27 protein-coding genes are annotated in these 26,467 nt (G+C 57.3%); 15 read left to right on the top strand and 12 right to left on the bottom strand.

Going from position 1 to position 26,467, the window contains the following annotated elements; all coding sequences use genetic code 11:
- Window positions 1–27: 27 nt before the first annotated feature.
- Window positions 28–597, bottom strand: a complete 570-nt coding sequence (locus ACP15F_RS01185; RefSeq protein ID WP_424939026.1) for a tetratricopeptide repeat protein — start codon at window positions 595–597, stop codon at window positions 28–30.
- A gap of 218 nt (window positions 598–815) precedes the next feature.
- On the opposite strand from ACP15F_RS01185, the gene adh reads away from it, so the two are divergent.
- Window positions 816–2,336 (top strand): aldehyde dehydrogenase, encoded by a 1,521-nt coding sequence (gene adh / locus ACP15F_RS01180; RefSeq protein ID WP_424939025.1) that lies wholly within the window; start codon window positions 816–818, stop codon window positions 2,334–2,336.
- Window positions 2,337–2,436: 100 nt separating this feature from the next.
- Here adh and ACP15F_RS01175 read toward each other — a convergent pair whose 3' ends face one another.
- From ACP15F_RS01175 to ACP15F_RS01160, 4 genes are all read right to left on the bottom strand, one after another.
- Window positions 2,437–4,674 (bottom strand): PAS-domain containing protein, encoded by a 2,238-nt coding sequence (locus tag ACP15F_RS01175; protein WP_424939024.1) that lies wholly within the window; start codon window positions 4,672–4,674, stop codon window positions 2,437–2,439.
- Window positions 4,667–5,812 carry an FIST N-terminal domain-containing protein gene (locus ACP15F_RS01170; RefSeq protein ID WP_424939023.1) on the bottom strand — a complete coding sequence of 382 codons (1,146 nt, stop codon included), beginning with the start codon at window positions 5,810–5,812 and terminating at the stop codon, window positions 4,667–4,669. The genes ACP15F_RS01175 and ACP15F_RS01170 overlap by 8 nt, the downstream gene beginning before the upstream one ends.
- A 21-nt stretch (window positions 5,813–5,833) precedes the next feature.
- The gene (locus tag ACP15F_RS01165; protein WP_424939022.1) at window positions 5,834–6,535 is read right to left on the bottom strand and encodes a LuxR C-terminal-related transcriptional regulator; all 702 of its coding nucleotides are present in this window, start codon (window positions 6,533–6,535) and stop codon (window positions 5,834–5,836) included.
- A gap of 75 nt (window positions 6,536–6,610) precedes the next feature.
- Entirely contained in the window at window positions 6,611–8,362 is a 1,752-nt protein-coding gene (locus ACP15F_RS01160) for a PQQ-dependent methanol/ethanol family dehydrogenase (RefSeq protein ID WP_424939021.1), read from the bottom strand.
- A 149-nt stretch (window positions 8,363–8,511) separates the two neighbouring features.
- Here ACP15F_RS01160 and ACP15F_RS01155 point away from each other — a divergent pair, with 149 nt between their 5' ends.
- The 5 genes from ACP15F_RS01155 (at window position 8,512) to ACP15F_RS01135 (ending at window position 13,789) form a co-directional block, all read left to right on the top strand.
- Window positions 8,512–9,471 (top strand): ABC transporter substrate-binding protein, encoded by a 960-nt coding sequence (locus ACP15F_RS01155; RefSeq protein WP_424939020.1) that lies wholly within the window; start codon window positions 8,512–8,514, stop codon window positions 9,469–9,471.
- 131 nt (window positions 9,472–9,602) lie between these two features.
- Window positions 9,603–10,238, top strand: coding sequence for an ABC transporter permease (locus ACP15F_RS01150; protein ID WP_424939019.1), 636 nt, complete (start codon window positions 9,603–9,605; stop codon window positions 10,236–10,238).
- On the top strand, window positions 10,225–10,830 hold the full coding sequence (locus ACP15F_RS01145; protein ID WP_424939018.1) for an ATP-binding cassette domain-containing protein: 606 nt from the start codon (window positions 10,225–10,227) through the stop codon (window positions 10,828–10,830). Before ACP15F_RS01150 ends, ACP15F_RS01145 begins: the two co-directional genes overlap by 14 nt.
- Window positions 10,827–12,908: a 4Fe-4S binding protein gene (locus tag ACP15F_RS01140; protein ID WP_424939017.1), complete on the top strand. Its 2,082-nt coding sequence runs from the start codon at window positions 10,827–10,829 to the stop codon at window positions 12,906–12,908. The genes ACP15F_RS01145 and ACP15F_RS01140 overlap by 4 nt, the downstream gene beginning before the upstream one ends.
- On the top strand, window positions 12,905–13,789 hold the full coding sequence (locus tag ACP15F_RS01135; protein ID WP_424939016.1) for an FAD:protein FMN transferase: 885 nt from the start codon (window positions 12,905–12,907) through the stop codon (window positions 13,787–13,789). Before ACP15F_RS01140 ends, ACP15F_RS01135 begins: the two co-directional genes overlap by 4 nt.
- Window positions 13,790–13,792: 3 nt before the next feature.
- On the opposite strand, the gene ACP15F_RS01130 is transcribed toward ACP15F_RS01135, so the two are convergent.
- Window positions 13,793–14,704 carry a substrate-binding periplasmic protein gene (locus ACP15F_RS01130; RefSeq protein WP_424939015.1) on the bottom strand — a complete coding sequence of 304 codons (912 nt, stop codon included), beginning with the start codon at window positions 14,702–14,704 and terminating at the stop codon, window positions 13,793–13,795.
- 5 nt (window positions 14,705–14,709) lie between these two features.
- A complete protein-coding gene (gene pedF, locus ACP15F_RS01125) occupies window positions 14,710–15,417 on the bottom strand; it encodes a cytochrome c-550 PedF (RefSeq protein WP_424939014.1) in 708 nt (235 codons plus the stop codon).
- Between the two features lie 120 nt (window positions 15,418–15,537).
- On the opposite strand from pedF, the gene ACP15F_RS01120 reads away from it, so the two are divergent.
- The 5 genes from ACP15F_RS01120 to ACP15F_RS01100 are packed head-to-tail and all read left to right on the top strand — an operon-like array spanning window position 15,538 to window position 19,623.
- The gene (locus tag ACP15F_RS01120) at window positions 15,538–16,713 is read left to right on the top strand and encodes an ABC transporter substrate-binding protein (RefSeq protein WP_424939013.1); all 1,176 of its coding nucleotides are present in this window, start codon (window positions 15,538–15,540) and stop codon (window positions 16,711–16,713) included.
- A gap of 4 nt (window positions 16,714–16,717) precedes the next feature.
- On the top strand, window positions 16,718–17,686 hold the full coding sequence (locus ACP15F_RS01115) for a YVTN family beta-propeller repeat protein (RefSeq protein ID WP_424939012.1): 969 nt from the start codon (window positions 16,718–16,720) through the stop codon (window positions 17,684–17,686).
- Window positions 17,687–17,696: 10 nt separating this feature from the next.
- Complete coding sequence (locus tag ACP15F_RS01110; RefSeq protein WP_424939011.1) at window positions 17,697–18,134, top strand: hypothetical protein; 438 nt, start codon at window positions 17,697–17,699, stop codon at window positions 18,132–18,134.
- On the top strand, window positions 18,131–18,841 hold the full coding sequence (locus ACP15F_RS01105; protein WP_424939010.1) for an ATP-binding cassette domain-containing protein: 711 nt from the start codon (window positions 18,131–18,133) through the stop codon (window positions 18,839–18,841). Before ACP15F_RS01110 ends, ACP15F_RS01105 begins: the two co-directional genes overlap by 4 nt.
- On the top strand, window positions 18,838–19,623 hold the full coding sequence (locus ACP15F_RS01100; protein WP_424939009.1) for an ABC transporter permease: 786 nt from the start codon (window positions 18,838–18,840) through the stop codon (window positions 19,621–19,623). The genes ACP15F_RS01105 and ACP15F_RS01100 overlap by 4 nt, the downstream gene beginning before the upstream one ends.
- A gap of 14 nt (window positions 19,624–19,637) precedes the next feature.
- Here ACP15F_RS01100 and ACP15F_RS01095 read toward each other — a convergent pair whose 3' ends face one another.
- From ACP15F_RS01095 to ACP15F_RS01075, 5 genes are read right to left on the bottom strand one after another with little or no spacing between them, the layout of a single operon-like run.
- Window positions 19,638–20,117, bottom strand: coding sequence for a DUF6505 family protein (locus ACP15F_RS01095; RefSeq protein ID WP_424939008.1), 480 nt, complete (start codon window positions 20,115–20,117; stop codon window positions 19,638–19,640).
- Window positions 20,117–20,827: a DUF4444 domain-containing protein gene (locus tag ACP15F_RS01090; protein WP_424939007.1), complete on the bottom strand. Its 711-nt coding sequence runs from the start codon at window positions 20,825–20,827 to the stop codon at window positions 20,117–20,119. The genes ACP15F_RS01095 and ACP15F_RS01090 overlap by 1 nt, the downstream gene beginning before the upstream one ends.
- Entirely contained in the window at window positions 20,824–21,876 is a 1,053-nt protein-coding gene (locus ACP15F_RS01085) for a P-loop NTPase (protein ID WP_424939006.1), read from the bottom strand. The genes ACP15F_RS01090 and ACP15F_RS01085 overlap by 4 nt, the downstream gene beginning before the upstream one ends.
- A 3-nt stretch (window positions 21,877–21,879) precedes the next feature.
- Window positions 21,880–22,074 carry a DUF6494 family protein gene (locus ACP15F_RS01080; protein ID WP_424939005.1) on the bottom strand — a complete coding sequence of 65 codons (195 nt, stop codon included), beginning with the start codon at window positions 22,072–22,074 and terminating at the stop codon, window positions 21,880–21,882.
- A 12-nt stretch (window positions 22,075–22,086) separates the two neighbouring features.
- Window positions 22,087–24,033, bottom strand: a complete 1,947-nt coding sequence (locus ACP15F_RS01075) for a 4Fe-4S binding protein (protein WP_424939004.1) — start codon at window positions 24,031–24,033, stop codon at window positions 22,087–22,089.
- Window positions 24,034–24,321: 288 nt separating this feature from the next.
- On the opposite strand from ACP15F_RS01075, the gene ACP15F_RS01070 reads away from it, so the two are divergent.
- Genes ACP15F_RS01070 through ACP15F_RS01055 form a run of 4 tightly spaced genes read left to right on the top strand, consistent with a single transcriptional unit; the run spans window position 24,322 to window position 26,426 of the window.
- Window positions 24,322–24,927 carry a DUF3305 domain-containing protein gene (locus ACP15F_RS01070; protein WP_424939003.1) on the top strand — a complete coding sequence of 202 codons (606 nt, stop codon included), beginning with the start codon at window positions 24,322–24,324 and terminating at the stop codon, window positions 24,925–24,927.
- Window positions 24,924–25,556, top strand: coding sequence for a DUF3306 domain-containing protein (locus ACP15F_RS01065; protein WP_424939002.1), 633 nt, complete (start codon window positions 24,924–24,926; stop codon window positions 25,554–25,556). Before ACP15F_RS01070 ends, ACP15F_RS01065 begins: the two co-directional genes overlap by 4 nt.
- Before the next feature lie 20 nt (window positions 25,557–25,576).
- Window positions 25,577–26,182, top strand: coding sequence for a TorD/DmsD family molecular chaperone (locus tag ACP15F_RS01060; protein ID WP_424939001.1), 606 nt, complete (start codon window positions 25,577–25,579; stop codon window positions 26,180–26,182).
- 49 nt (window positions 26,183–26,231) lie between these two features.
- A complete protein-coding gene (locus ACP15F_RS01055; protein ID WP_246936230.1) occupies window positions 26,232–26,426 on the top strand; it encodes a twin-arginine translocation signal domain-containing protein in 195 nt (64 codons plus the stop codon).
- Window positions 26,427–26,467 lie beyond the last annotated feature (41 nt).

The following is a 26,467-nucleotide window of genomic DNA, read 5'->3' as shown; positions in this document are numbered from 1 at the left end:
TCCTGTATTGATGTCCGCTGAACTTGGCTAGAAAGCAAGCGGGTTGTATTTCCAGCTGTCCGCATCTGGCGTGACGCTTTCCAGATCATAGTCATTGTCGATCAGGTGTTGCGCGCGTGGCTGGCCCATCGCTGCGGCGGATTCGATCATGCGGCGCCCCTCTTCCTCGTTGCGAGCGACACCACGTCCACGCAGTAGGTTCAGGCCGTGATTAAACATGCCGACCTCGCTACCGGCTTCGGCAGCCCTGCGATCCCATTCGGCGGCAGCCTCTGGGTCTTCGGGCCCCGCCAGACCATTGTCGGCCATCCACGACAGCCATGTCATACCCTGCGGGCTTGCGTATTCATCCACGGCCCCTTCGAACAGTTTCTTTGCTTCGTCATGCAGTCCGGCTTTTGCTGCGAAGTACCCCATGGCGTATTCCATCGGGTGGGCTTCGCCGTGTTCGAGTCGTGCCAACGCACCGTGAAGCGTTAGTTCTTCGGGGTTATGCGTGCCGAACTCATCTGACGTCATCTCGCGGTCGTCGCCATGGGCAGCCCCAATGGAAAACAACAACACAATGCTGGTCTGTACAAACTTCTTCAGGGTCATTGGTATCTCCTGACTATCTGCGCCCACATGACATAGTTACTTGAAGCTGCTGGCCGCGGGCCACCGGCGGCGTTTCAAAAGTCAGAAACAGAGTAACCCGCAAGCGTTTTTCAATCCACTTCCTGGATGTCCGACCAAAGTCGGGGGTGTCGAAACCCCTTACTGGGTCCATGATTTCGCCATCTGAACTTCATTCACCAATCTTGGGAGGAGACGTTATGAATGAGATGACTCAAGAGGCAGGCGCTTTCGCCTCGCCCTTCAAGACCCGCTACGACAACTATATTGGCGGCAAATTTGTTCCGCCGGTTGAAGGCAAGTATTTCGACAATATCACGCCGATCTCAGGAGAGGTCGTTTGTGAAGTTGCCCGTTCAAGCGCTGCAGATGTCGAGCTGGCATTGGACGCTGCACATGCCGCGAAAGAAGCTTGGGGGAAAACCTCGGCGACTGAGCGGTCGAATCTTATCTTGAAGATCGCTGACCGGATCGAAGAGAACCTCGATATCATCGCGACGGCAGAAACATGGGACAACGGCAAGCCGATCCGCGAGACGACCGCGGCGGACATCCCGCTGGCAGTTGACCACTTCCGTTACTTCGCTGGTGTTCTGCGTAGCCAAGAAGGCACCATGTCGGAAATCGATGCCGATACCGTTGCCTATCACTATCACGAGCCGCTGGGCGTTGTGGGTCAGATCATTCCGTGGAACTTCTCGATCCTGATGGCAGCGTGGAAACTGGCACCTGCACTGGCTGCTGGTAACTGCATCGTACTGAAGCCGGCCGAACAAACCCCCGCTGCAATCATGGTTCTGATGGAGATCATCGCCGATCTGCTGCCGGATGGTGTGTTGAACATCGTAAACGGATACGGTGCCGAAGTTGGCGCCCCGCTGGCGCGTTCTAACCGCATCGCCAAGATCGCCTTTACTGGTTCGACTGAAACTGGCCGTGTGATCATGCAAGCCGCGACAGAAAACCTGATCCCCGTAACGTTGGAGCTGGGCGGTAAATCCCCCAACATCTTCTTCTCGGACGTGATGGCCAAAGATGACGCATTCTTGGACAAAGCCATCGAAGGTTTCGTTCTGTTTGCCTTCAACCAAGGTGAAGTCTGCACCTGCCCAAGCCGTGCGCTTGTCCAGGAAGACATCTATGAAGAGTTTATGGCCCGCTGCATCGAGCGCGTAAAAGCGATCAAGCAAGGTGACCCGCGTCTGGCCGACACCATGGTCGGTGCACAAGCCAGCAAGGAACAGCAAGACAAGATCATGTCCTACCTGTCCATCGGTCGCGAAGAAGGCGCCGAAGTTCTGGTCGGTGGCGATGCAGCCCGTTTCAACGGGGACATTTCTGGTGGCTACTATGTGCAGCCAACAATCCTGAAGGGCCACAACAAGATGCGTGTCTTCCAGGAAGAAATCTTTGGCCCGGTTGTGTCGGTGACGACCTTCAAGGACGAAGAAGAAGCGCTGCAGATCGCCAATGATACGATGTACGGTCTTGGTGCCGGTGTCTGGTCGCGTGATGCCAACACCTGCTACCGCTTTGGCCGCGCCATCGAGGCGGGTCGCGTATGGGTGAACAACTATCATGCTTACCCTGCACATGCGGCCTTTGGTGGCTACAAGCAGTCCGGTATCGGGCGTGAAAACCACAAGATGATGCTGGGTCACTATCAGCAGACCAAAAACATCTTGATGAGCTACAACCCCAACAAGCTGGGCTTCTTCTAGGACTACTCCCGCCGTGGCAGTTCCCTGGCTGTCACGAGAACTCGAAACCCGCCTCCTACGAGGCGGGTTTTTTTTCTTTCATCCTGTTGGAGGTTGATCCTCAGGTCTGAGCATGCGGACGGCTTGCCAACAAGCCGCCAATAAGATCTTGCAAGTCTTCGACATCAAGCGGTTTATAGCGCAGAAAAACACCCTGCTGCAGCGCATCGCGCGCCAGTTCGGGCGATCTGTTCGCCGTCAGCAACACACACAACAGCGGACCGTGATTGCCCCGAAGATTTCCAATCAGATCAAGCCCGTTCTTGTTGTCGTCCAGATGGTAATCCACCAGGAAGACATCGGGCAGAATGCCCAGCTCTTCAATCTGTGCTTCGGCCTCTTCTTGCGAGGCTGCAATCAAGGGCGCTGCGCCCCAATCCTCAAGCACCCGCTCCATCGCGTCCTGCACCGTCGGGTCATTTTCAATCACCATGATCAGCGCGTTCTTTAATGACGCGGGGATATCCCGGCTGGGCTGCACTGTTTCGATGGCCAGCTCTTGCTGTTCTGCAATCGGCAGCGAAACGCGAATGGACGTGCCCACACCAACAGCCGAGGTTAGCTCCAGATCATGCTGCAACATCACACAGGCGCGTTCCACAATCGCAAGCCCCAGCCCCATCGCAGATTCACTTGCTTGGCTCGGGTCGGATCTGTGGAATTCCTTGAAGACCAGCTCTTGCTCTTCAGCAGGTATCCCGATGCCAGTGTCGATGACATACACATCGATACCTTCGTTGCGATGGCGCGCACCAACCAATACGCGGCCAGTCTGTGTGTAACGGATCGCGTTTGAGACGAGGTTTTGCAGAATGCGGCGAAGATATACGGGATCAGATTTCACATGGACCGATGTGGGTACGACGGACAGTTCAAGTCCCTTCGCGGCAGCCGCACCTGAAAACTCTTCCAGCAGGCGCTCGAAGATCTGCGCCAACGAAAACTCTGAGATGTTTAGCGTTGCCTGCCCGGAATCGAGCTTCGAGATGTCCAGAAGAGCGCCCAGTATCGTTTCGACCGAGTGAAAGCTTTGCGAGATCCGCCCGACAATAGACCCCTGTTTGGGATCAAGATCTGTGTGTTCCAAGGACGAGATGAACAGCTTGGCGGCATTCACCGGCTGCAACAAGTCATGGCTGGCCGCTGCAACAAATCGCGATTTCGACGCGTTGGCGCGTTCTGCAGAATCCCGGGCCGCTCGAAGCTCATCCGTTCTTTCGACAACACGCTGTTCGAGGGTTTCATTGACCTGATGCAGATCCTTGTAGGTCTGTCGCAGCTTCGTGACGTCGTTGAAGGACACAAGGAACGATCCATCGGCCATTTCCTGCCCGACAACATCATACTGGAACCCATTCATGGCCTCCAATTCGCAACGCAGGATTTCACGGTTTTTGTGGATCGACGCCCACTCGAACACCACTTGCGGCTGGCTTTCCGGGGTAAACACCACGCCGGGCTCAAAAAGCCGTTCAAACCGAGCCAAGCGCATTCCAGCCCGCGCTAGTCTGCGATGAATTTTCAAGATTTCGATGGCAGCATCGTTCCACTCGATCAGTTTTCGATCCGCGTCAAAAATCAAAACGCCCTGCTCGATATGCTCAAGCGTTGCTTTGACGATCTTGGCTTGCCGATCCAAAATTTTGGCGCGTTCTTCTCGTTCCAGTCGCGTGTGATCGGTGATGTCGGTTTGCAGGACAATTGTGCCGCCATCTGGTGTGTTCTGCTCGCTGATCTGCAGCCAAAGGTCGTCCTTCAGCTCGAGCGTGAAGTTCACCGAATTGCTTTCGTGAACCTCGAGGCGCCGGTTCACCCAATCTTCAATAGACATCCCGCCGGGGCGCACGATATGTGCGCTGCCAGCTGTCAGGCGCAGGTAGTTCTCAAAACTGATGCCGCGCTTGATCTCGCCAACAACGTCAGAAAACATGGTCGAAAATCGCGAGTTTTTCATCACCAGAGTCTCGCTGGCGTCAAAAATTGCAAAGCCTTCCTGAATTGTTTCAACCGCTGACGACAGATCTTGCCGGGCTTTCTCGGCCTCGCGCTGAGCGGTGGCAAGCTGTGCGTTGGTGGCGTGAAGCACGTCCAGCGCTTCTTCCAGCTTGCTGGTGCGTTGTTGGACTTCGCCTTCCAACGCGATCGCGCGCTCGAAATGCATATACCCTTTTGCACTGTCGACGGTCGCCCGTTCCACGCGTGACATCAGCTTGTCGACAATGACCTTGAGCTTCTCGTTCTCACGCTCAAGGCTGTCGGTTGCCTTCAATAGGCCATCTGTCGAATGCGGGTCACTCATGGTCAGGTGGATAGATCGCTATTCCTGTAAGGGTTTGGTTTACATGCAGCATATTGTGCTGTTCGCCATAGGTTGAAAACCCTATGACACGGTGCTTTTTCAGCTCAGCAGACATGCTGGTAACTTCTTGTTTTTGCTCTGCTTCTAACCGTCTAAGAATGCAGTCGCAGGCAAAAATCAGGTCTGGTTCTCGCTCATTTGAAAGCCTTTCAAGCACCTCTTTCAAATGTTCCGAGATGTTCCGGGCTTTTGCAACCGTCAGCACCATCCCTTCGTCAATTGACGCAAAAAACCTGAGATGCCCGTTCTCTTCGACTCGTTGGATCGCGCGCACATGGTGTTGGTCGCCCACAGAAACTACGATCGGATGCGAGGCAAAGATGAAGGGCGACAGTTGGTTCGGGTCAATGCCAACAATGCGCGCATATTCTGGGGCTGCGGGCTCGGCGTTGATCTCGGTTACAAGGCGCTTCTCGGGGATTGCGCCGGTCACGACCAAGCGTTTCTCAGAGGATTCAAAATGGTCTTCGCGGAACACCTCGAACCGACAATTACTGCGGACGACCAGTACGATTGCGGCTTTGTTGCGGACCTGTCCGTTGTAGAAAACTGGCGCGCTTTCAAACCGCAATCCGTCGCCTGATGACCCTCCGAACAATTGGGTCGATCCAAGCGCCGTCGAGATGTTCAGGACGAATGCGTCCTCGCGGCGTGACAGGCCATCCACCAGAAGAAACGCGAACTCATTCTTGAAATCATGTCGTTGCGCCTGAGCACTATGGCGCAGCGCAAGAACCTCGCGACCAATTGCGACTTCATCGGCGTCGTCCAGCGCTTCGAACATGCGGGCACTGGCGGTAAAGTGGGACTGCGGGAAGCCAAGCGCGACAATCCGGTGCTCGCTATAGCCTTCATCGCATATCTCACCTGCCGTGCGTGCGCCCAAGATATGCGGGGCGTTCAGATGGGTCTGCAGTTCTGCGGTGAAGTCTTCCAGCTCAACGTCAGGCGAGGCCAAAACGATAATGCAGGCATAAGGGTCGTCCCCCAATGCCTCGACCAGCTTTCCAGCCGGGTCCGTTTCAGCCAACAAGTCGACCGATACGGTCACGACGATACGCGCGTCAGACTCGCTCAATCAGTTCCCCTCCCTGGAAATCTAGCCTTCGCCAGTTTCCCCCGTAAGCGAAGCATAGCTGACTTTTTTTGCGAGTAATACAGCTTGTGTCCGGTTTTGAACGCCAAGCTTGCGCATGATCGCGGTTAGGTGCGCTTTCACCGTCGTTTCGGCGATGGAAAGGTCGTAGGCGATCTGCTTGTTAAGCTTGCCTTCGCAGATCAAATTTAGAATGACCGACTGCTGAGGTGTTAGGCTCGAGAGCTTCTCGACCACGTCCTGGTTTTCCTGCGACAGGAAATCCCCCTGCGGTGCAACGAAGTCTTCGGGTGTATAGATTTCCCCATCCGCGACGATCTGGAATGCGCGGACAAGCTCGTCTCGGGGGCTGCCCTTGGGGACGAACCCAACTGCCCCGGAATCAAGAACGCTTGAGGTCACACGGTTGTCCGACATCGACGAAACCACAACGATTTTTGCATCAGGCACAGCCGAGCGCAGCCTGATCAGTCCATCAACGCCGTCTACGTCCGGAAGGTTCAAATCAAGCACGATTAGGTCAGGTGGAGTGTCAGAGACACGCTTCAATGCTTCTTTAAGCGTTGCCGCGGTCTGGATCAGTGGCGCGTCGAAAATCTCACCTACCGTCATAGCCATCGCATCGCAAAACAACGGGTGATCGTCGATCAACAACAATCTCAGTTCACTTGTTTCACCGAAACTCGGCATAACGACCTCAGCCATTTTCATTTTCGCCTTTAATCTAATAACGAAAGTGCAGAGCCCACAAGGCGCGGGCTCTGCAAAGTTTGACTTGGGTCAGTTAATGGTCGGGACTTTAAAGACCCAGACCGAGCCACCTTGGTTCAGGAAGTTGACCTTTTTGGCCACCTCACCGCCCCAAAGCGGAACCGCGCCACCCCAGCCAGAGGCAACAGCAACATACTGTTCGCCGTCCTGATCCCAGGTGATGGGCTGGCCAACGATGCCCGAGCCGGTTTGGAACTTCCAAAGTTCCTCGCCCGTGTCGGCGTCGAAGGCTTTCAGATAGCCCTCAGGAGTGCCGGTGAAGACAAGGCCACCCGCGGTGGTCATTACTCCCGCCCAAAGAGGCGCATCGTTCTTGTATTCCCATTTGATGTCGCCGGTATTCGGGTCGATCGCCTTAAGGGAACCAATGTAGTCCTCAAAGATTGGCTTGATGGTAAAGCCGGAACCAAGATAGGCCGCGCCTTCCTTATAGCTGACAGGCTCGTTCCAGATGTCCATGCCCCATTCGTTCGACGGAACATAGAACAGGCCAGTGTCCGGGCTGTGTGCCATGGGCATCCAGTTCTTACCACCCAGGAAGGACGGAACCGAGAACACAACATCGCCTTTGCCGCCATCAGCCGCATCGGCAGGATTGCCGGGGCGGTTTTCTTCGTTGAAGATCGGACGGCCGTTTTCGTCGATCCCTTCAGCCCAGCTGATGTCTTTCACGAAGGGTGATGCCGAAACAAACCCGCCGTCTTCACGGTTCAGAACATAGAAGAACCCGTTCCGGTCAGCCGTTGCATAGCGCTTGTTGCCTTCTGCATCGACAAACGGAACCACTTCGTTCACGCCGTCAAAATCCCAGCCTTCGCGCGGGGTGGTCTGATAGTGCCACTTGATCTCACCGTTGGCCGGGTCGATCCCGATCCGCGACGCGGCATACAGGTTGTCGGCAGTTCCGTCCTTGGTGTCGCCAGCACCACGCAGCCACGAGTTCCAAGGAGCAGGGTTGCCCGCGCCGAAGACCAGCGTGTCCGTGTCCGCGTCATAGCTGCCACCCAACCAGGTCGCGCCACCACCGGTTTTCCAAAGGTCACCAGGCCAAGTCGCGTTCAGCTCGCCGGTCATGGTGCTTTCTTCACCGTTCAGTGTTCCCATGTGACCTTCGATCACCGGGCGGGTCCAGACCACTTCGCCAGTTTCGGCGTCGCGCGCCTGCACTTCACCGATGATACCGAATTCGCCACCCGAGTTGCCGGTGACAACCAGTCCATTCACGATAAGCGGCGCAGCGGTATAGGAATAGCCAGCCTTGTAGTCTGCGATCTTGTCTTTCCAGACAACGTCACCTGTCTTCAGGTCCAGCGCGACGATCCGTGCGTCCAGCGTACCGAAATAAATCTTGTCGCCATAAATTGCGCCACCGCGGTTGATCACGTCACAGCAGGGCAGAATACCTTCGGGCAGACGTGCGTCGTACTGCCAGATCTCTTCACCGGATTTAATGTCGATGGCATACATGCGCGAATACGAACCGGTCACATACATGACACCGTCATAAATCAGCGGCTGGGATTCTTGCCCGCGCTGTTTCTCGCCCCCCATCGAAAAGGCCCAGGCCGGAACCAGGTTCTTCACATTGTCTTTGTTGATTTGATCCAATGGGCTGTAGCGCTGTTGATGACGCCCCATCCCGTTGCTTACGATCTGTGTGGTGATGGTTTGATCGTTGGCGATGTCCTCTTCGGTCACCCCAGCGATCGACGCCGTTGCAGCGATCAGTGTCGCTGTCGTCGCCAAAAGTAATTTCTTCATTGTGTCCTCCCATTCCGAGACGACAGAAACTCCAGATTCCTGTCGCCCAAAAAACTCGCGGAAAGTGAGCCTGAAAGGTATTGCCAATTGGTCGTATAGAAGATGCGACCCCTGTTTGCCTACGCTGCTTACAAACAGGGAGGACTGTTATGTTTAGATTCAAGAAGGCCGCGTTCAGCGCGGTATTTGCCTGTGTCGCACAGGTGGCTTTGGCGGCAGACCTGCCTGTCATCAAACTTGGTGCCTTGTCGTTTGGCACGGTGAACTGGGAACTCGACACGATCAAGCATAACGGTCTAGACGAGGCAAATGGCTTCACGCTCGAAGTCGTCCCGATGGGCGGCGGGAACGCGTCTGACATTGCTTTCCTTGGCGGCGAGATCGACGTGATGGTGTCGGATGTTGTGTGGGCTGCGCGACAGCGCGCCGAAGGGCGCGATCTGAAATTCATTCCTTACTCCACCGCCGTCGGCGGCATCATGGTGAAGCCAGAAAGCGGCATCACTGATCTGGCAGGCCTACAAGGCAAAAAGGTTGGTATCGCTGGCGGTCCGCTGGACAAAAGTTGGCTCATCCTGAAGGCCTATGCCGAAAAGACGGGCGGCTTGGATCTTGAGGGCATGACCAGCCAGGAATTTGGCGCACCGCCGCTAATGTTCAAATCCGCACTCACGGGCGAAGTCGATGCGGTGATCAACTTCTGGCACTTCCAGGCGAAAGCCAAGGCCGCAGGTCTGGTCGAGATCATCTCGGTCCAAGAAGCTGCCGAAACGCTTGGTCTAAGCACGACGACACCCCTTCTGGGTTACATCGTAAACGGCGAAATGGACCCCAAACTGTCCGAGGCGCTTTATAACGCCTCGCGCGCAGCCAAGGACATTCTGCGCAACGACGCCGCGGCCTGGGACGTTGTCCGCCCGCGTATGAAGCCCAAGAACGAAGCTCAGTTCGAGGCGCTTAAGGCCGGGTTCATTGCCGGCATCCCCGCCGGAACCGAGATCGACACCGATGCGGTTCAGGATATGCTGAAGCTTATGGGCGAACTTGGTGGTGAAGATCTTGTCGGCAAAGCCACATCTCTTCCAGCTGGGTTGTTCATCGGCAGCTGACGCAGACAATGCGCCGAAACACAAGCATACGCATTTTTTCCTTGGGGCTGTTCCTTTTGTTTTGGAACGGCCTCTCGGTCTTGTTGGGTGATCCGCAGGTTTTGCCGTCCCCATTGCAAGTCTTTCACGAAATGAGCGTGCTGTGGCAGCAGGGCAAACTACAGGAAAATCTGGTTGCCACGGCTTGGCGCGTGGCTGCGGCGTTCGGGCTGGCGATGCTAATCGGCGGCGCTTTTGGTTACGCCATGGGCCGATCAGATAGCTTGGACGCGTGGCTTGATCCGTGGCTGATCATCTTTCTGAACATTCCCGCGCTTGTCCTGATCGTCCTGTGTTACCTCTGGGTCGGTCTAAACGAATTTGCAGCGGTCTTGGCCGTCACGCTCAGCAAAGTGCCCATGACCACCACGATCATTCGCGAGGGCGCGCGCAACTCGTCTTCGGCTCTGCGTGATCTGGCCAACGTCTATCGGCTGTCCCCGCTGACCAAGCTGCGCCACATCATTTTCCCCGAGCTGTTCCCGCATATCGTGTCGGCGGCAAGAACCGGCTTCTCGGTCATCTGGAAGATCGTACTGGTGGTCGAGTTTTTGGGCCGTCCAAACGGGATTGGCCGGCAAATTCACACTCAGTTTTCGCTGTTCGATGTGACGGGCGTGCTGGCCTATGCCCTCAGCTTCGTCATCTGCATCCTGTTCATTGAGTTTGCGATCATGCAGCCCAGTGAAAAGCGGGTAGGAAGGTGGCGCGTCGATGCTGAAGCTTGACCTTCACCGCAAGTCCTTCGCGGGTCACACTGTTTTGGAAGACGTCCATCTGGACCTGAAACAGGGTGAGCGGGTCGCGATTTTTGGCCCCTCTGGCGTGGGTAAAACCACGTTGCTTCGGATTATTGCTGGGCTGGACAAGCGTTTTGTGGGCACGCGCGAAGCTCCCGATGAAATTGCTTTGATGTTTCAAAACCCGACCCTACTGGATTGGCGCACGACCAGAGAAAATCTTCAGATTTTCCATCCGAATTCGAACGAAAACGGCATACAAGAGGCCCTTTCCCAAGTCGGCTTGCAAGACAAAGCAGATCACTATCCGCGTCAGCTCTCCGTCGGGCAACAGCGGCGTTTGGCCCTGGCGCGGTGCTTTTTAACTCCAACGCCGCTGGTGCTGCTTGACGAACCATTTACCTCGCTCGATCAGAGCCTCAGGCAAGAGATGCTGAAGCTTACACGCGCGTTTTTGGATAAAACCGGAAGCGCGTTGGTACTTGTAACCCATGCTCAGGACGAGGCCGAGGCGCTTGGGGCAAAATGCTACGAACTGCGTAATGTGCCCCAGAACGGCGTGGAGTTCGCCGCGCTGTGACCAAGTTCAGCATCATCCACGGCCTGTTTCGCGCCACTCTAACAGTGTTGTTTCTTGCAATGGGGGTTCAATGGGCGGCTGCCGACCTGGTCGACGAAGCCGAGCTTCGGGATGCCGTGATCGCACCCTATAGCCTTGGCGAACCGACAGATATCGACGGGGTCTGGGAACTGCTGAACGGCAGCGGGGCACGCGGGGGATACGTCATTCAATCCGAAGCCATATCACCACTTCCCGGGTTTTCAGGGGCTGCGATCAACATCATGGTGGTGCTCGATATGGATGGCGGGTTCATCGACGTGAAGCTGCTTAATCAAAGCGAACCCATTTTCGTGTCTGGTCTGGGCGAAGCGCCTTTCCGACAATTCCTTGAACAATACCGCGGTCTCTCGATCAACACCCCCATCACCATCGGCACCAATTATGGGACATCCGGCGGCGGATCACTGGTCTATCTGGACGGTGTGACCAAGGCGACGGCCTCGGTCAGGATCGCGCATGAAAGCATTATGGCCGCCGCGCGCGAAGTCGCCCGCGAGAAGCTGAAGGGCATCGCCCGCCCACAGGAAAAAGTGGTTCTGAAGCCTGATCAGGACCTCGACTTCACGTGGCAAGAGCTGGTTGAACAAGGGCTGGTGCGGCATGTGGTGGCTACGCACGGCGAAGTGCGGGCCGAGTTTGCAGGCACAACATGGCAAAACGACGATCCCCACCCTGACGCAGCCGACAGCGACCCGTTCATAGACCTTTGGATCGTGGACGTGACGGCACCTTCGGTCGCGCGCGCGGTTATGGGCAACCGAATGCTGCGCGATTGGGAGCGGCTGGCAAGAATCTCGCCCGATGACCAAACATTGCTGCTGATCGAGGCCGGGGACCACGGCTTGGTATCAGAGGATTTCGTCAGAAACACTGCGCCCGCTTGGATCGAGGCGACCCAAGACGAGTTTCCGGTATCCGCCATGGATGCTGACCTTCTGATCGACCTAAACGATGATGTACCTGATGGGATTGCGATGGTGCTGCGGCTGGATCGTCGTCTGGGATTCAATCCTGTGCGCGACTGGCAACTTACCCTTCTAGCTGTTCGTCAACACGGGATGCTTCAGCCAGAGATGGGACAGGCACGCTTCAGTTGGACAGTCCGCGCAGATGAACGTTTCTTTGATGTGCTGACACCGCCCAAGCCTTTGTCTCCGTTCGAAAGTGCAGTGGTGAACCGCCGCGGAGACTTGTTGATACTGGGAGCGTTCTTGGCGCTGATCTTTGCGATCATGGCATTCAACCGACGTTTCGTGAAACGTCCTGAATACCGACTGGTGCGCTATGGTGCACTTGCCGTGACATTGGGGTTCGTCGGCTGGTGGGGCCAAGGCCAGCTTTCGATCCTGACACCGATTGCCACCCTGTCCGCCGCGCTGGCCGGAAAGTCCCTAAGCTTTCTGCTCTACGATCCGTTTTCACTTTTGATCTGGATTGCCGCGATCGTCGGGTTCTTCATCTGGGGACGCGCGCTGTTTTGCGGCTGGCTTTGCCCCTTCGGTGCGATGCAGGAATTCATCGGGGCCGTCGCCAAACGTTTGGGCGTCCGGCAACTGACGATCTCGGGCACATGGGACCGACGTTTGAAGCTCCTGAAATACGTTGTACTGGCTGGTCTGGTCACGATTTTGTTCTATCGCCCGGAACACGTTGAAACCGCCGCCGAGGTCGAACCTTTCAAAACAGCCATCTCGGTCTTCTTCCAACGCGAATGGTATTACGTGTTCTACGCTGTGATCTGCCTATTTGCGTCGGCGGTCGTGTTCAAAGCGTATTGCCGTTACCTCTGCCCTCTTGGTGCGCTTATGGCAATCGGCGGGTGGTTGCGCTTGACCCCTTGGATCGCGCGCCGGGCGGACTGCGGATCACCCTGCCAGCTGTGCAAAGTCAAATGCGAATACAAGGCTATCAAACCATCGGGTAAGATCGACTACTCCGAGTGCTTTGGATGCCTGGATTGCGTCGATATCTACGAAGACCGCAACAAGTGCGTGCCCCTGATTGTGACCGACAAGAAAAGGGCGCGGGCGTCATGATGCAACGTAGAAATGTTATCAAGCTTGGAGCCGCAGCACTGGGGGCGTTTGCCCTGACGCGGTACACGCCAAGCCGACGCGAGTGGCGTGGGCGTGGCTTTGGGGCCGATCTGTCGGTGGTGTTTCACGACAGCGGCGCAGACCACGAACGAAGCTTTGCCGCGATTGAAGCCGAGGTTGAACGGCTGGAACAAGTGTTCAGCCTCTTCCGTCCAAGCTCGGCCATCTCACGGTTAAACCGGGATGGCGAACTGCGCAATCCGCCGAAAGATCTGGTCACCCTGTTGGAGAAGTCCAAATGCGTTTGGGCCGCGACCGACGGGGTCTTTGATCCGACTGTTCAATCAGTCTGGCAAGCCAAGCACACCCACCCAATCTCTCCTGCTGGTTTTGATACCGTCGATGTAAGGCACGATCTGATCCGGTTCAAACAACCGGGCACTGCCCTGACATTGAATGGTATTGCCCAAGGGTATGCGAGCGATCAGCTGTCTCGTCTTTTACAGCACCGGGGACATGCTGCACATCTGGTCAATCTCGGAGAGTTCGCAGCCGGTGATGGCGACTGGCGGTTGGGTATCGAGAACGGCGATGCCCAACGTTTGACACACACAGATCTCAGCAATCTGGGGCTTGCAACCAGCGCGCCGGGCGCGATGCGACGCGCCAATGGGAAAGCCCATATCGTGCATCCATTCGGAAAAGCTCCGGTTTGGAAAACCGTCACGGTTCAGGCGCAGACCTCAGCGCTCGCGGACGCGTATTCAACCGCGCTTTCGCTTATTCAACGCGCGAAGATCGAGGCGATGGATCTGAATGCAATGGGCATTACCAAGGTTTGGCTGGAAAGCCAAAACGGCGCGGTGATCCGGTTGGGCTAGTGCCTAGTAATCCGGGGGGGCGTGGCTGACCCCGTATTTCTCGAAGATCGCGGTGATCCGTCCGTCCGCAAGCGCATCTGCAATCGCGTAATCGGCGGCGTAAGACAGCTCTCGGAAATTATGACGCACAGCAACTCCAAGCGTCCATGTGTTGAGCGCGAAGTTTACAAGCGGCGGTGTGGCCACTGCTATGTCATCACTTTGATCCAGATGCTCCAAGATGCTTTTCACACCCATGACGGCATCAACCTCACCAGCTCCCATCGCTGTGAAGGCATCTTCGTGTTCAGGATAGTGGCGAATGTTCGAAAGCAACATGCCGCCATTGAAATTCGACAGATAGAAATCCGATATGGTGTGGTTCTCGACGCCCACTTTGTGGAAACGATAATAGGGCGTGGTTGGCGGATCATCGGGGAACACATCGATGCGATAGGCGGTCGCCAGTGTCTCGTTGAAATACTGACCGTTCAGGACCACCAGCTCGTTGCGACACTGCAAATCCTTGCTGTAGGGAACATGCATCATGATGTTTGACACCTGCCCGCCAATCAGTGGTCCCTTCCAAATCTGATTGCGCAGATCCGCGTCTACATTTTCGTCCGCCGCGACGAAATTGAAACGGGCCTCGACACCGATATCCTCGGCGATGATACGCGCGATCTCGATATCAATGCCTTTGGGTTTGCCGCCGTCCTCCCACGAGAACGGCGCAAAATCTTCGTAGACAGCAAAGGTTAGAAAACCACGCTCAAGGATCGTATCGAAGTCCTGCCCGACATCGATCCGTGTGTCCGAGCGCTTCGGGATCACATCACCATAGCCCTTGGCCAGATCCTCACATCTTGCCAGCGCATGTCCGATGGTGCCGGCCAGAAGGCCGAGCACCAATGCGATATGGATACCGAGACGCAAAGCGATCAGTTCGCCGCCGAAAGGCCGATGGTCAGAAGCTCGGCCGCCTTGGCGAAGCTGCCGGCGCTGCCATCCAGCGCAAGTGCTGCGCGGGATACTGCAGATTCAGCCACTGGAGCGTCGGAACCAGTTTCCGCAGAGGCGTTGATGTCGGCCAGTTCGGTCCGAAGTGCGGCCACTTCATCGCTCAGGGACGACGCGTCAGCACCACCTTCGACTTCGGTTGCGCGGTCTTTCAGCGCATCGCGGATTGCAGACAGGCGGGTCTGATGGTCGTCAAAGGCACCGTCATCTGGGCGGGTTTCAACATAGGTGCGGATGGCCCAAGCGGCTTCCTGTCCCAGAAGATCTCCGAAGGCGGGCATCTTTGTGATCCCATTCTGTGTCATCCCGTGGCGGAACCGCTCAAGATACCATTCATCGCCGTCCCAATCCGCGCTTAAGTAACGCAGGTCCGGGGCAAGCCCGCCAGATACGACTTCCAACCCATGACAGCGTGCGCAGTTCTGGTTGTAGCCAGACGCTCCAATATCGATGGCAGTCTGCCAGCTCTCGCCAGCTGGATCCCGCCATGGGTTTTCCTCTAGCCATTCTTCTCCCAGGCTGGGAAGTGCAGACGTATCGACGGCCTGAGGGGCAACGTCGCCATGGGCAAAGGCAGCAGCAGCGGCCAGAATGAACGGTGGCACAAGCATCCGTGTCGAGAGTTTCATTGTGTCTCCTCCAAGCTTTTGAAACTTTTTAATTGGCTTGCTGCGAGCGCACTATTCGACCTTTGTCCAACTACTCGAAGGTTTACCAATCAGAGACACTGCTTTTGCAGGGAGGATCAGATGGCGCGATTGTTGGAATCACTTGTCATCGTGTTGCTTGTCGGGTTGCTTGCCAGTGCGGCAAGCGCCGCGGACAATCAGCGCGACATAAATGTGCTTTATCTCAGGATTGCCACTCCTGATCGCCCTGTCTTGTCAAATCTTGATCCGATCCCTAAAGACCTAGGCCTTGCTGGCGCCAATCTGGCTGTTGCAGATAACAACACCACCGGCGGCTTCATGGGATATCAGTTCGTCATGGAAACGGTCGATCTGGACGAAGGCGATCTGGAGGCAGCGCGTGAGGCTTTGCAGGGAAGCACCGCGCCCTATGTGCTGCTGGATATGAGCGCCTCGGAAATGACCAGCCTTGTTGACGGAACCGAAGCGCGGCTCTTTTTCAACGTGCGGTCTTATGACGACGATTTGCGAGGTGAGAACTGCCAGCCCACGCTTTTCCACACATTGCCAAGCTATGCGATGCGAACAGACGCGTTGATGCAGTTCGTGCTGAAAAAACGCTGGGACGCGTTGGCGCTTGTCACCGGGGCCGCTTCTGAAGATGCCATGTTCGCTGATGCGTTGCGCAAGTCATCGCGCAAATTTGGCCTGAGCATCGCGGCAGAAGAACCTTGGGTGCTGGACGGTGACTTGCGCAGGCAAGCTGGTGCCGAGGTGCCCCTGCTGACGCAAAAGCTCGGCGACTATGACGTTCTGTTTGTCGCCGACGAACACAATGATTTCGCCCGATACCTTGCCTATAACACATGGGCCCCGCGCCCCATTCTGGGCGGTGACGGATTGCGTGCCACAGGCTGGAACCGGGTGAATGAACAATGGGGTGCCGCCCAACTGCAAAGTCGTTTTCACGATTTGGCTGGGCGCACCATGCAAGACGTCGACTATGCTGCCTGGGCCGCACTGCGGGCCGTGGACGAGGCCCATCTAAGAACGAACTTTGCGCCAATCGACGGGATCCGCGCGTTCCTTTTGGACGGAATCGAACTGGCTGGTTTCAAGGGTCGTCCCTTATCCTTCCGCAATTGGAACGGCCAGATGCGTCAACCTATTGGCCTGACCCATGCCTCAGCTTTGGTCGCGATGGCCCCGCTTGAGGGGTTCCTGCACGCGAAAAACGAATTGGACAGCCTTGGCGCTGACGAACCTGAAAGCCAATGCACAGCATTCGGAGAATAGAGCTATGAGATTGAACACCTGTCTGGCGGCTTTGATCGCCCTGATGCCTGCCACGGCCTTCAGTGACGAGATCTGGGTCTCGAACGAAAAAAGCGATACGGTTTCCGTGATCGACGTTGATACGTTGGAAGTCGTCAAAGAATACGAGGTCGGCGAACGGCCGCGTGGCATCCTGTTCTCGAACGACTTCAAGTATCTTTACATCTGCGCTTCGGATTCCGACTCGGTTCAGGTGCTTGATGTCGAGGCCGGTAAAATCATTCACGATCTGCCATCCGGCGAAGATCCCGAGCAATTCGCGCTGCATCCCAATGGCAAGCTGCTTTACATCGCCAATGAAGATGACGCCGTGACCACCGTCGTCGACACCGAAACCCATCACGTGATCGCGCAGATCAACGTAGGCGTCGAGCCCGAGGGGATGGCGGTCAGCCCGGATGGCAAGACAACGATCACAACGTCTGAAACCACCAATATGGCGCACTGGATCGACACGGAAACCAACAGCATCTACGCCAACACACTTGTCGATGCCCGCCCGCGCCATGCCGAGTTCACCGATGACGGATCCAAGCTTTGGGTCAGTTCAGAAATCGGCGGTACGGTCGCTGTGTTCAACACGTCCGATCAAAGCCAGATCGCCAAGATCGCGTTCGAGATCACCGGCGTTCACCCCGACAAGGTTCAGCCCGTTGGGGTCGAGTTGAACGCAGACAACAGCCTCGCCTATGTGGCACTCGGTCCATCCAATCACGTCGCCGTGGTCGATACCGCAACCTACGAGGTGCTTGATTACGTTCTGGTGGGTCGCCGTGTCTGGCACATGGCATTTTCGCCAGACGGCACAAAGCTGTTCACGACCAATGGTGTGTCGGGTGACGTCAGCGTCATCGACCTTGCCACCAATAAAGCCATCAAATCGATCAAAGTGGGCCGCTTCCCTTGGGGCGCGGTTGCTCGCCCGACCAATTAAGGAGTTCCCAATGAAAAAAGCCATTATCCTTGCCAGTCTTCTGGCCGCAGGAACCGCATTCGCGGATGACGATGATGACGGTCTGGGTATGGCCGGACTGTTGTCGGGCTCGAACAAGGTTGACCTGCCCGAGGTTATCCTGTCCGTCGGCGAACCCCTTGCTGATGCTCCGTGGAAACTGAAATCCGGCAAATATTACGAGGTCGAGTTCACCGCAGATGGGTCGGGCGAAATTGGTCTGGCCGGGAATGATTTCTTTCGCGCGATCTGGGTGGATGAAGTTGTCATCGAAGGGTTGGAAATCCGCCCCTACGCGCTACACTCGATCGAGTTTGACGACGCGGGTACCATGGAAATTGGCTTCGTCGCGATCAAACCCGGCAAATACGAGCTGCGCATTCCGAGCAGCACCGGCGAAAGCCAGGCGATACAGATCGAGATTAAATGACCAATGCAGTAACCCTTGAAACCGTGGATCTGAGCTATGGGCCGCGCAAGGTTCTATCTCAGTTTTCACTTCAGTTGGATCAAGGGTCATTTACAGCTCTTCTCGGCCCTAATGGGGCCGGGAAATCGTCGATCTTCAACCTGATCGCGGGCCTTTTGCTGCCTGATCGCGGTGACGTCCGGGTGATGGGGCAATCCATGTCACAAACACGCGCGGGGTTGCGTGACGTCGGCATGGTTTTTCAACAATCCGCCTTGGATTTGGAACTCTCAGTTGCTCAGAACCTGCGCTACTTCGCTGGGTTGCACGGGATGAAGAACCCAGCTGACCGGATCGAAAAGCTTCTTGCGCAGTTCGGTCTTGAAGGGCGCGAGAAAAGCTCGGTGCGTGACTTGAATGGCGGGCATCGTCGCCGGCTTGAGATCGCACGCGCATTGTTGCCCAACCCCAAGATCCTGCTGCTGGACGAGCCCACAACCGGGCTTGATCCCGCGTCCAAGCAAGCCATCGTTGACGCGGTGCATGGCATGAGCGCTCAGGGCGTGACGGTCCTGTGGATTACCCACCTTTTGGATGAGCTTTGGCCCGAGGATGACGTGATCGTTTTGCAATCAGGTCAGATCGCTAGTCGTGGGAAGTTTTCTGAACTTGGAGGCGCAGAAGAGCTTTCGAGACACTATGCAAGCCACGAAAGACCTCAGCTATGATGATCTGTCTGAAAGCCATCATCATCCGCGAGCTCTTACGCTTTTTGCACCAGCGCGAACGCTTCCTTGCCGCGCTCGTCCGACCACTGGTCTGGCTGTTTATTTTCGGCGCAGGGTTCCGTGCTGCTCTCGGTCTGTCGATCATCCCCCCATACGAAACCTATATCCGCTACGAGACGTATATCGTCCCCGGTCTTTGCGCGATGATCGTGCTTTTCAACGCGATGCAGTCCTCGCTTTCGATGGTCTATGACCGAGAAATGGGGTCAATGAGGCTTTTGCTGACCGCGCCGGTTCCCCGCTGGTGGATCCTATTGGCAAAGCTTCTGGCGAGTGCCTTTGTATCCGTCCTGCAATGCGTCGTTTTTCTGGCCATCGCTTGGGTGTTCGATATCCGAATGCAATGGAGCGGCTATCTTGCGGTGCTGCCTGCCCTGTTCGTTGTCGGGTTGATGCTGGGCGCTATGGGGCTTTTCCTGTCCGCCATGATCCGCAGACTTCAGAACTTCGCCGGCGTCATGAACTTCGTCATCTTCCCGATGTTCTTCCTGTCCACCGCGCTTTATCCGCTTTGGCAGATGCAGGAAAACGCGCCTTACATCGCGGCTGTGGTGGTCTGGAACCCGTTCACATACGCGGTCGAGCTGATACGCTTTGCGCTCTACCTCAAACTGGAACCAGTCGCGCTTCTGTGGGTGTCTATTTGCACGGCAGGCTTCTTCCTGCTCAGCTTGTGGGGCTACGACCCCAGAAAGTCGTTCTTGCGAGCCAAGGTCGGCTAACACCGACCGCTAATTCATTCGTCCAGAGATCCATGAACTGCGAACTGGTCCAGTTCTGCCTGTTGCGGCTGGATCGCGCGATAGCTTTCGCGAACACCAGCATCGGTCAGTTCGCGCGCGACGGTTAGAAGCGTACCGTCTTCATGTTCGTCGCACAGGTCGGCCATATGAGCGATCTCTTCAGCCGCTACAGGACGAGCCGCATCGATGTCCGGCGCGCCATAATATGTCACGAAATGCTGCGCCAATTGATCGGTCAGCCGCTCGATCTCAACAGGCTCAACGGCGGTGACAGCGACGAAGGTGACGCGCCCACCGGTGTCCAGTCCAATCCAGCCGTTTGAGAACGCCTGACGTGCTTTGCCAACGAGATCACCTTGGGACCAGTTCGAAAACTCGAACCCGCCCGAGATGCACCATTCCCCAGTGCGCGCATGATTGGCGAAGACCCGCGTGTCGCTTTCATCAAGATGGGTCGCAATAGCAAGTTTCATCAGTGGGTCTCCAGAAGGCCGCTCAGCGGAATAAGATGGGTGGTGCCTTCGTCATCGCGCAAAAGCATTCCGAAGTTCTCATCAACACCCATGAAGGTGCCAGTCATACCGTTCAGGCTGACTTCTTCACCCATCGCATGCGCCAAGCCGCGCCATTCTTCATGCAACATGCGAGGTCCGTCCTGTTCCCAGCGATTGATCCAGTTCAATGTGTGGCGTGCCCAAGCTTCCAGCAGGCGGGGCGCCTCTACATCGGCACAGCCTTCGGCATAAAGCGCTGTGGCGTCGGGCGTGTCGCCGGGGCGGTCACTTTCGGGCCAAAGCGGCAGGGTGAACCCCACGACCAACCAGTCCGGCACTTCGTCGACATTCGGGTCCGACGCCGCTACGCGAAACGTGCCACACCGCGCACCGTTCACGCGGATGCCACCGCCCCATTCCAAATGCACTGCAACCTCGGGCGGGGCAAGCGCGCCAAGAGCGTTTTGAAATCCAACCGCGCATGTGGGCAGCATGGACATGGCCCGCGACAGGGGCACCTCGGGCGCAAAGACCAAAGCCGCAGACAGGCTGTTGGCCCCCAGATTATAGACGATCAACCCAGCGTCACAGCCCATCGCCGCCTTGGCCTGTGCTGTGTCGAACGCATCGCTGACACCACTGACCGCGTGGCCTGACATCATAGGAGGAAAGACCAGCGCGTCGGTCATGCATGGCCCCCGTCGATCAGGGCACGCGCAACTTTGCGGAAGGCTTCGGCCTGCGGGCTGTCGGGCTGGCTGGTCACGATCGGCGCGCCTCCGTCGGCGGCCAAACGGATCTGCAAGTCCAGCGGGATTTCAGCCAGAAGCGGCACACCCAGCTTCTCGGCTTCAGCAGCGACACCACCATGGCCAAACGTGTGTTCCTCGTGCCCGCAGTTCGAGCAGATATGGGTCGACATGTTTTCGATCATACCATGGATCGGCACGTTCATCTGGTTGAACATGTCGATACCTTTGCGGGCGTCCAGAAGAGCGACATCCTGCGGGGTCGAGACGATCACGGCCCCGTCTACAGGGGCTTTTTGCGCCAGTGTCATCTGCACGTCACCGGTGCCCGGCGGTAGGTCCACGATCAACACGTCCAACGCGCCCCATTGCACCTGTGTCATCATCTGTTGCAACGCGCCCATCAGCATCGGTCCGCGCCAGACCACGGCCTGATCGTCGTTGGTCATAAGGCCAATCGACATCATTGTTACGCCGTGATTGCGCAAAGGCAGAATGGTCTTTCCATCCGGGCTGGAGGGCCGCCCCGAAACGCCAAGCATACGCGGCTGTGACGGGCCATAAACATCCGCATCCAATAGTCCTACGCGACGCCCTTCAGCGGCCAAGGCACAGGCCAGATTGGCAGACACAGTAGATTTCCCGACCCCACCCTTGCCCGAGGCGATGGCCAGAATGCGATCCACGCCGGGGATCTTTTCTGGCCCCTTGGGGGCGGCAGCAGATTGCGGCTTCAAATCGGGCGGCGCGGCAGGAGCGCTGTGCGCGGTCATGACGATATTCGCGGTGGCCCCGATGGCAGCCAAAGCCGCCTCGGCCTGCGCCTTCACAGCCTCATAGGCCTCGGCCCGTGCCGGATCGATTTCCAACACGAAACGCACTGCGTCGCCATCCACATTCAGCGCGCGCATCGTGCCCGAAGACACGATGTCGCCACCAGCGGGATCGTTCACGCCCTTAAGCGCGTCCAGAACCTGTTCTCGGGTCACGGGTTACTCCTGTGCCTTGATGTCGCCTTCGACCTCGTGGGTCATGCCCAGCTCGTCGATGGTGATGACCGCGCGGGCCTTGAAGGTTTTGCCTTCGGTCTCGGGGGCGTTGCGCAGGGCTTCTTCAATGGCCTGTTGCGAGGTTACGCCGACCTGTTTCAGGAACTTGCGCATCGACATGTTGAAATCGTCGCTCATGGGGACTCCTATTCAGTGATCGCGCCGCTTGGACAGGTAGTCTGCCGTGGTACGCGGGCGGGGACGTTCACCCCCTTCAAACGGATTGTTCTTGGCGTGATACTGCGCATTTACACGACAGTCATCACACATCTGGATCATGCGCACAGCTTCCGGATTGGAAAACATTGCATGGTTGCCCGCAAGCTTCTCGGTGATCTTCTCAATGGTTGATTTCACGCCGAACAGCGCGCCGCACTCAACACAAGCAAAGGGCTCTTCCTCGTGAAGCACCCGTTGATCCAAGGCCGCCGGGGTCAGGTTCATTTGCGGCGCAAGTGTGATGGCCTTTTCCGGACAGGTCGAGGCGCAGATACCACATTGCAGACACGCGTCTTCCTGAAAGCGCAGCTGCGGCAGATCGGGATTGTCGCCCAACGCGCCCGAGGGGCAAAGCGACACGCAAGACAGACAAAGCGTGCATGCATCGGTGTCTATCACCGTCGCACCATAAGGTGCGCCGTCTGGCAAAGGCAGCACCTCGGCTTCCGGGTTCAAGGCAACTGCCGCCTGTCGTGCAATCTGGCGACGGCTGCCCACTGGGCGCACCGGGGTCGCGATAGGCGCGGGGCTAACAGCATCGTAAAGCGCGTCCGACATGGCGTCGGGATCGCTGGCATCCAGAAGCGTCACCTTTGCGCCCATGGCGCGGGCAAGATCGACCTCGTAGGCGATGACATCAGCGTCCACGCCGGGCGCCATCAGAAGGGTGACATCGGCGAAACCGGCGGCAGATGCGGCCAGCATCTCGGCATGACCAAAGGCGGCGAGTGCGGGGATCTCCAAGGGGATCACGTCAGCAGGCAGGCCGCGACCAAAGCGCGCCGACAAGCGGATCATCTCGGACCCGTGATCGTTTACCACCAACAGGCGCGGTGCCTCGCCGCCCGCTTCCAGATAGGCGCGCGCCAATGTCTGGGTGCGCCGCATAGTCAGGTCAACAGGAGGCGCATCATAGCTGATTGCGCCCGACGGACACAGCGACGAACACGCCCCGCAGCCGGCGCAGATCATCGGGTCGATCACCACGTGATCTCCGTTCGGTTGGATGGCCCCGGTTGGGCAAGCATCCAGACAACGCGAACAGCCTGTTTGGCTGGCGCGGGAATGGGCGCAGAGCAGGGGTTCCGCTTTGATATACAGGGGCTTTTCAAAGGTTCCGACAAGGTGAGACGCCTTCATCACGGCCTCGGAAACCGAGGGCGCATGGGCGGGATCGGCGCGCAGATATCCCTCGCGTTTTTCCGGCGCGGGGAACAAGGGGGTGCCACCGGTCAGGTCCAGAATGATGTCGCACTCGGACCGTCCGCCATCACGCGGTGCGGTCAGCTGAGGAACACCGCGACCTCCGGGTTCCAACTGCTCCAACGCGTCGATCTGGACGCTGAATTGCCCCAACGCGCCTTGGGCAGTTTTCAGCTGTCCTCGGATCACGTCATAGGCGCGCGTGACCGGCAAATCAGAGCCATCAGTCAGCAGAACCGTGACCCCAAGATGCTCCTTCAGTGCCTCGGCAGCGGGGATCGCCACGGGCTCGGCCCCGATGATCAGACACAACCCTTCGGACCGCACATCCATCACCTTTTCCGATGGGGCAGGCAGGGCAGCCTCGGCCACCAGCGCGGCCATTTTGGGTAGTTTCGAGGCCGGATCACTGGACCATCCGGCCCGATCGCGCAGGTCCAGAACGGGGAGTGCGGGGGCTTCGATTTCGTCGGCCAAGGCCTCGAACAGGCGCTGTTCTTGAGTGCAACAAATAATTGCGTCTCCACCCGAAATGGCAGCCGCGGCATGTTCGATTTGCGTTGTGCAAAGGGCGGAATGCAGCTTTGAGACCGGGGCACCGGTCGCGTCCGACAGCGCCGAGGAATCGATGACCTGGCTTCCCGAACAGTCGCATAAAATCAGTGTCTTACCCAAGTTTCCCCCCATAGGATTGTTCTGCGTTTCAGCCCCGTTTTGAAGCGCTGAACGGCAATCAACTAGCCATGATTTCGGGCGGGCGTAAACTGGTTTTCTTCGGTGCCCCTTGGGCAGGTCCGCCCGAAAAACGGTCGTTGATTCGTCGTTTGGTGCGCGCGCCAATAATCCGATTGATTTTGTCGGGATGGACAATTCGACCCACGCCGCCACCCCGCCCGTTGGAGCGTCGACAAATTGTCCCGAATACCACCGAAGCCACAATTAGCCGTTTTCGTGTGCCCAAGCATGCAGCAGGATGACGAAAGGGAGGACATCCAAACCGTGATCCATGATCCGAACAGGTTTGACACGATGCCAGTTGGCGTCGTTCTGCGTCGCACGCTAGGTGTGACCCGTTGGGCTGCCTGGGTCTGGAAAGCCGTGGATGTATTGCCGGGTGCCGGACAAGCGGACTGGCGGGTTCTGCGCCAAGATGGCGAGGTGACTTTCTATCACGCTGCCACACCAACGCTCGAACTGCATGGCGCCGACACCGAGGCCTATCTGCACGGGCTGAATGCACAGATACCCTCGCTTTATGCCGTACTGCGTGAAACCGATGATGCGGCCCGCCCGTTGGATGTGGTGCTGCTGACGGCTTCGCCCTATGAGGCGCAGGATTACGCGGATAATGGCGAAGACATCGTTGAAAAGATCGCTATGCCGCCCGCCGTGCATGCTTGGGTCAGCGATTTCGTTGACGCTCATCACCGCGAAGAGGTGTTCAAGAAACGCAAGCGGGACAAGAAGGACATTGGCCTTGTTGAAGATGGGATCGGGGATGCCCGGATCTCGCAATTGGCCGATGTGTATCGCTCGCCTGTTCAGGCCAAGAAGGAGCGGTTGCAATGAGCGACTTTTGGGCCCGTCGAAAAGCTGCTGTTCAGGCTGAAGAGCAAGAGGCCGCACGCCTTGTCGAGGTAGAAGAACAAGCCGAGCGAGAAGCCGAACTGGCGGAGCGTACGGACGAAGACATTCTGGCCGAACTTGAACTGCCCGACCCCGACACTTTGAAGGAAGGCGATGACTTCAAAGTCTTCCTGACCGACGCCGTTCCCGCCCGCATCCGCACCCGTGCCTTGCGCCGGTTGTGGCGTCTGAACCCAGTGTTGGCCAATGTCGATGGGCTGGTGGATTACGGCGAAGATTTTAACGACGCAAGTTTCATCGTCGAGAACATGCAAACTGCATATCAAGTCGGCAAGGGCATGACCGAACATGTGATGGAACTGGCCCGTCGCGCGGAAGAAGCTGCCAAGGCCGATGAAATCGACGCTGTCGAGGAAGAAGACCCGGCCCCCGAGATTCAAGAGCCCGAGGATGAAGCGCCAGTACTTGTGGCCGAGACCGCAACCGACGCCCATGCCCTGCCCCCGACTTTTGACGACCCAGAAGACCCAGACGCATTCGTGCCTTCGCGCCGGATGCGATTTGTATTTGAGACACACGCCGACGCGCCCGAAGACGCGGCGCGCGCATGAGCATGAGTAAGGACACCGATATGAGTGCAGCTGAAGACATTCGCGTCTCTGATGAAGACCGCTTGCGCGCGGACCTTTACAACTTCCTTGGCCTTCTGCTGTCTGCGCCTGCAAACGCTGATACCTTGTTGATGACGGCTGGACTGACCGGCGATGACACGCCCTTGGGTGTGGCGATCAACGCGTTGGCCAAGATCGCCAAACTGTCCAAACCTGCAGCTGTTGAAAGCGAGTTCAACAAGCTGTTCATCGGCTTGGGTCGCGGCGAGCTGTTGCCCTATGCCAGCTATTATCTGACCGGCTTCCTGAACGAAAAGCCCTTGGCGAAGCTGCGTCAGGACATGGCCGCACGCGGGCTGACCCGCGCCGAGAATGTCTATGAGCCAGAAGACAACATCGCATCACTGATGGAGATGATGGGCGCGATGATCGTGGGCCGCTTCGGGCAGGCGCGCGACGTGGCCGATCAGAAGGCGTTCTTTAACACTCATATCGGCCCGTGGGCCGGTCACTTTTTCACAGATTTGGAAGCCGCGAAGAACTCGGTTCTCTATGCCGCCGTCGGTCAGGTTGGCCGCGTGTTCATGGAGATCGAGGCCGAAGGCTTTCGGATGAGCGCGGAGTGATCCGCAAGACCCGGCGGGCAACCGCCACCAACAGAGAGGAGGAACTCTCATGACCCAGAAGGACAAGGAAGCGACAAGCCGCCGCGACTTTCTGAAACTGGCCGGAACGGCAGCCCCCGCGGCTGCAGTGACCGTCATGGCCAGCGGGCAAGAGGCTGAAGCAGCCGCCGAGCCCGATCTGCAATCGACCAAATTGCAGGACACGGCGCAGACCCGCGCCTATTTCGCATCGGCCCGTTTCTGACAGGCCGAACGACCCGCACCTGCGGCGACTGGTTGCGATAG

The organism is Aliiroseovarius sp. S253 (assembly GCF_049800855.1).
GTDB lineage: Bacteria > Pseudomonadota > Alphaproteobacteria > Rhodobacterales > Rhodobacteraceae > Aliiroseovarius.
The sequence above is the reverse complement of the archived record's forward strand: the minus strand, read 5'-3'. Positions and strand labels throughout refer to the sequence as shown.

Excerpts from the sequence above, each read along its gene's own strand:
- ACP15F_RS01185 (WP_424939026.1), bottom strand. The coding sequence starts at position 597 with ATGACCCTGAAGAAGTTTGTACAGACCAGCATTGTGTTGTTGTTTTCC.
- adh (WP_424939025.1), top strand. The coding sequence starts at position 816 with ATGAATGAGATGACTCAAGAGGCAGGCGCTTTCGCCTCGCCCTTCAAG.
- ACP15F_RS01175 (WP_424939024.1), bottom strand. The coding sequence starts at position 4,674 with ATGAGTGACCCGCATTCGACAGATGGCCTATTGAAGGCAACCGACAGC.
- ACP15F_RS01165 (WP_424939022.1), bottom strand. The coding sequence starts at position 6,535 with ATGGCTGAGGTCGTTATGCCGAGTTTCGGTGAAACAAGTGAACTGAGA.
- ACP15F_RS01160 (WP_424939021.1), bottom strand. The coding sequence starts at position 8,362 with ATGAAGAAATTACTTTTGGCGACGACAGCGACACTGATCGCTGCAACG.
- ACP15F_RS01155 (WP_424939020.1), top strand. The coding sequence starts at position 8,512 with ATGTTTAGATTCAAGAAGGCCGCGTTCAGCGCGGTATTTGCCTGTGTC.
- ACP15F_RS01150 (WP_424939019.1), top strand. The coding sequence starts at position 9,603 with ATGAGCGTGCTGTGGCAGCAGGGCAAACTACAGGAAAATCTGGTTGCC.
- ACP15F_RS01145 (WP_424939018.1), top strand. The coding sequence starts at position 10,225 with ATGCTGAAGCTTGACCTTCACCGCAAGTCCTTCGCGGGTCACACTGTT.
- ACP15F_RS01135 (WP_424939016.1), top strand. The coding sequence starts at position 12,905 with ATGATGCAACGTAGAAATGTTATCAAGCTTGGAGCCGCAGCACTGGGG.
- pedF (WP_424939014.1), bottom strand. The coding sequence starts at position 15,417 with ATGAAACTCTCGACACGGATGCTTGTGCCACCGTTCATTCTGGCCGCT.
- ACP15F_RS01120 (WP_424939013.1), top strand. The coding sequence starts at position 15,538 with ATGGCGCGATTGTTGGAATCACTTGTCATCGTGTTGCTTGTCGGGTTG.
- ACP15F_RS01115 (WP_424939012.1), top strand. The coding sequence starts at position 16,718 with ATGAGATTGAACACCTGTCTGGCGGCTTTGATCGCCCTGATGCCTGCC.
- ACP15F_RS01110 (WP_424939011.1), top strand. The coding sequence starts at position 17,697 with ATGAAAAAAGCCATTATCCTTGCCAGTCTTCTGGCCGCAGGAACCGCA.
- ACP15F_RS01105 (WP_424939010.1), top strand. The coding sequence starts at position 18,131 with ATGACCAATGCAGTAACCCTTGAAACCGTGGATCTGAGCTATGGGCCG.
- ACP15F_RS01100 (WP_424939009.1), top strand. The coding sequence starts at position 18,838 with ATGATGATCTGTCTGAAAGCCATCATCATCCGCGAGCTCTTACGCTTT.
- ACP15F_RS01095 (WP_424939008.1), bottom strand. The coding sequence starts at position 20,117 with ATGAAACTTGCTATTGCGACCCATCTTGATGAAAGCGACACGCGGGTC.
- ACP15F_RS01090 (WP_424939007.1), bottom strand. The coding sequence starts at position 20,827 with ATGACCGACGCGCTGGTCTTTCCTCCTATGATGTCAGGCCACGCGGTC.
- ACP15F_RS01080 (WP_424939005.1), bottom strand. The coding sequence starts at position 22,074 with ATGAGCGACGATTTCAACATGTCGATGCGCAAGTTCCTGAAACAGGTC.
- ACP15F_RS01070 (WP_424939003.1), top strand. The coding sequence starts at position 24,322 with ATGCAGCAGGATGACGAAAGGGAGGACATCCAAACCGTGATCCATGAT.
- ACP15F_RS01065 (WP_424939002.1), top strand. The coding sequence starts at position 24,924 with ATGAGCGACTTTTGGGCCCGTCGAAAAGCTGCTGTTCAGGCTGAAGAG.
- ACP15F_RS01060 (WP_424939001.1), top strand. The coding sequence starts at position 25,577 with ATGAGTGCAGCTGAAGACATTCGCGTCTCTGATGAAGACCGCTTGCGC.
- ACP15F_RS01055 (WP_246936230.1), top strand. The coding sequence starts at position 26,232 with ATGACCCAGAAGGACAAGGAAGCGACAAGCCGCCGCGACTTTCTGAAA.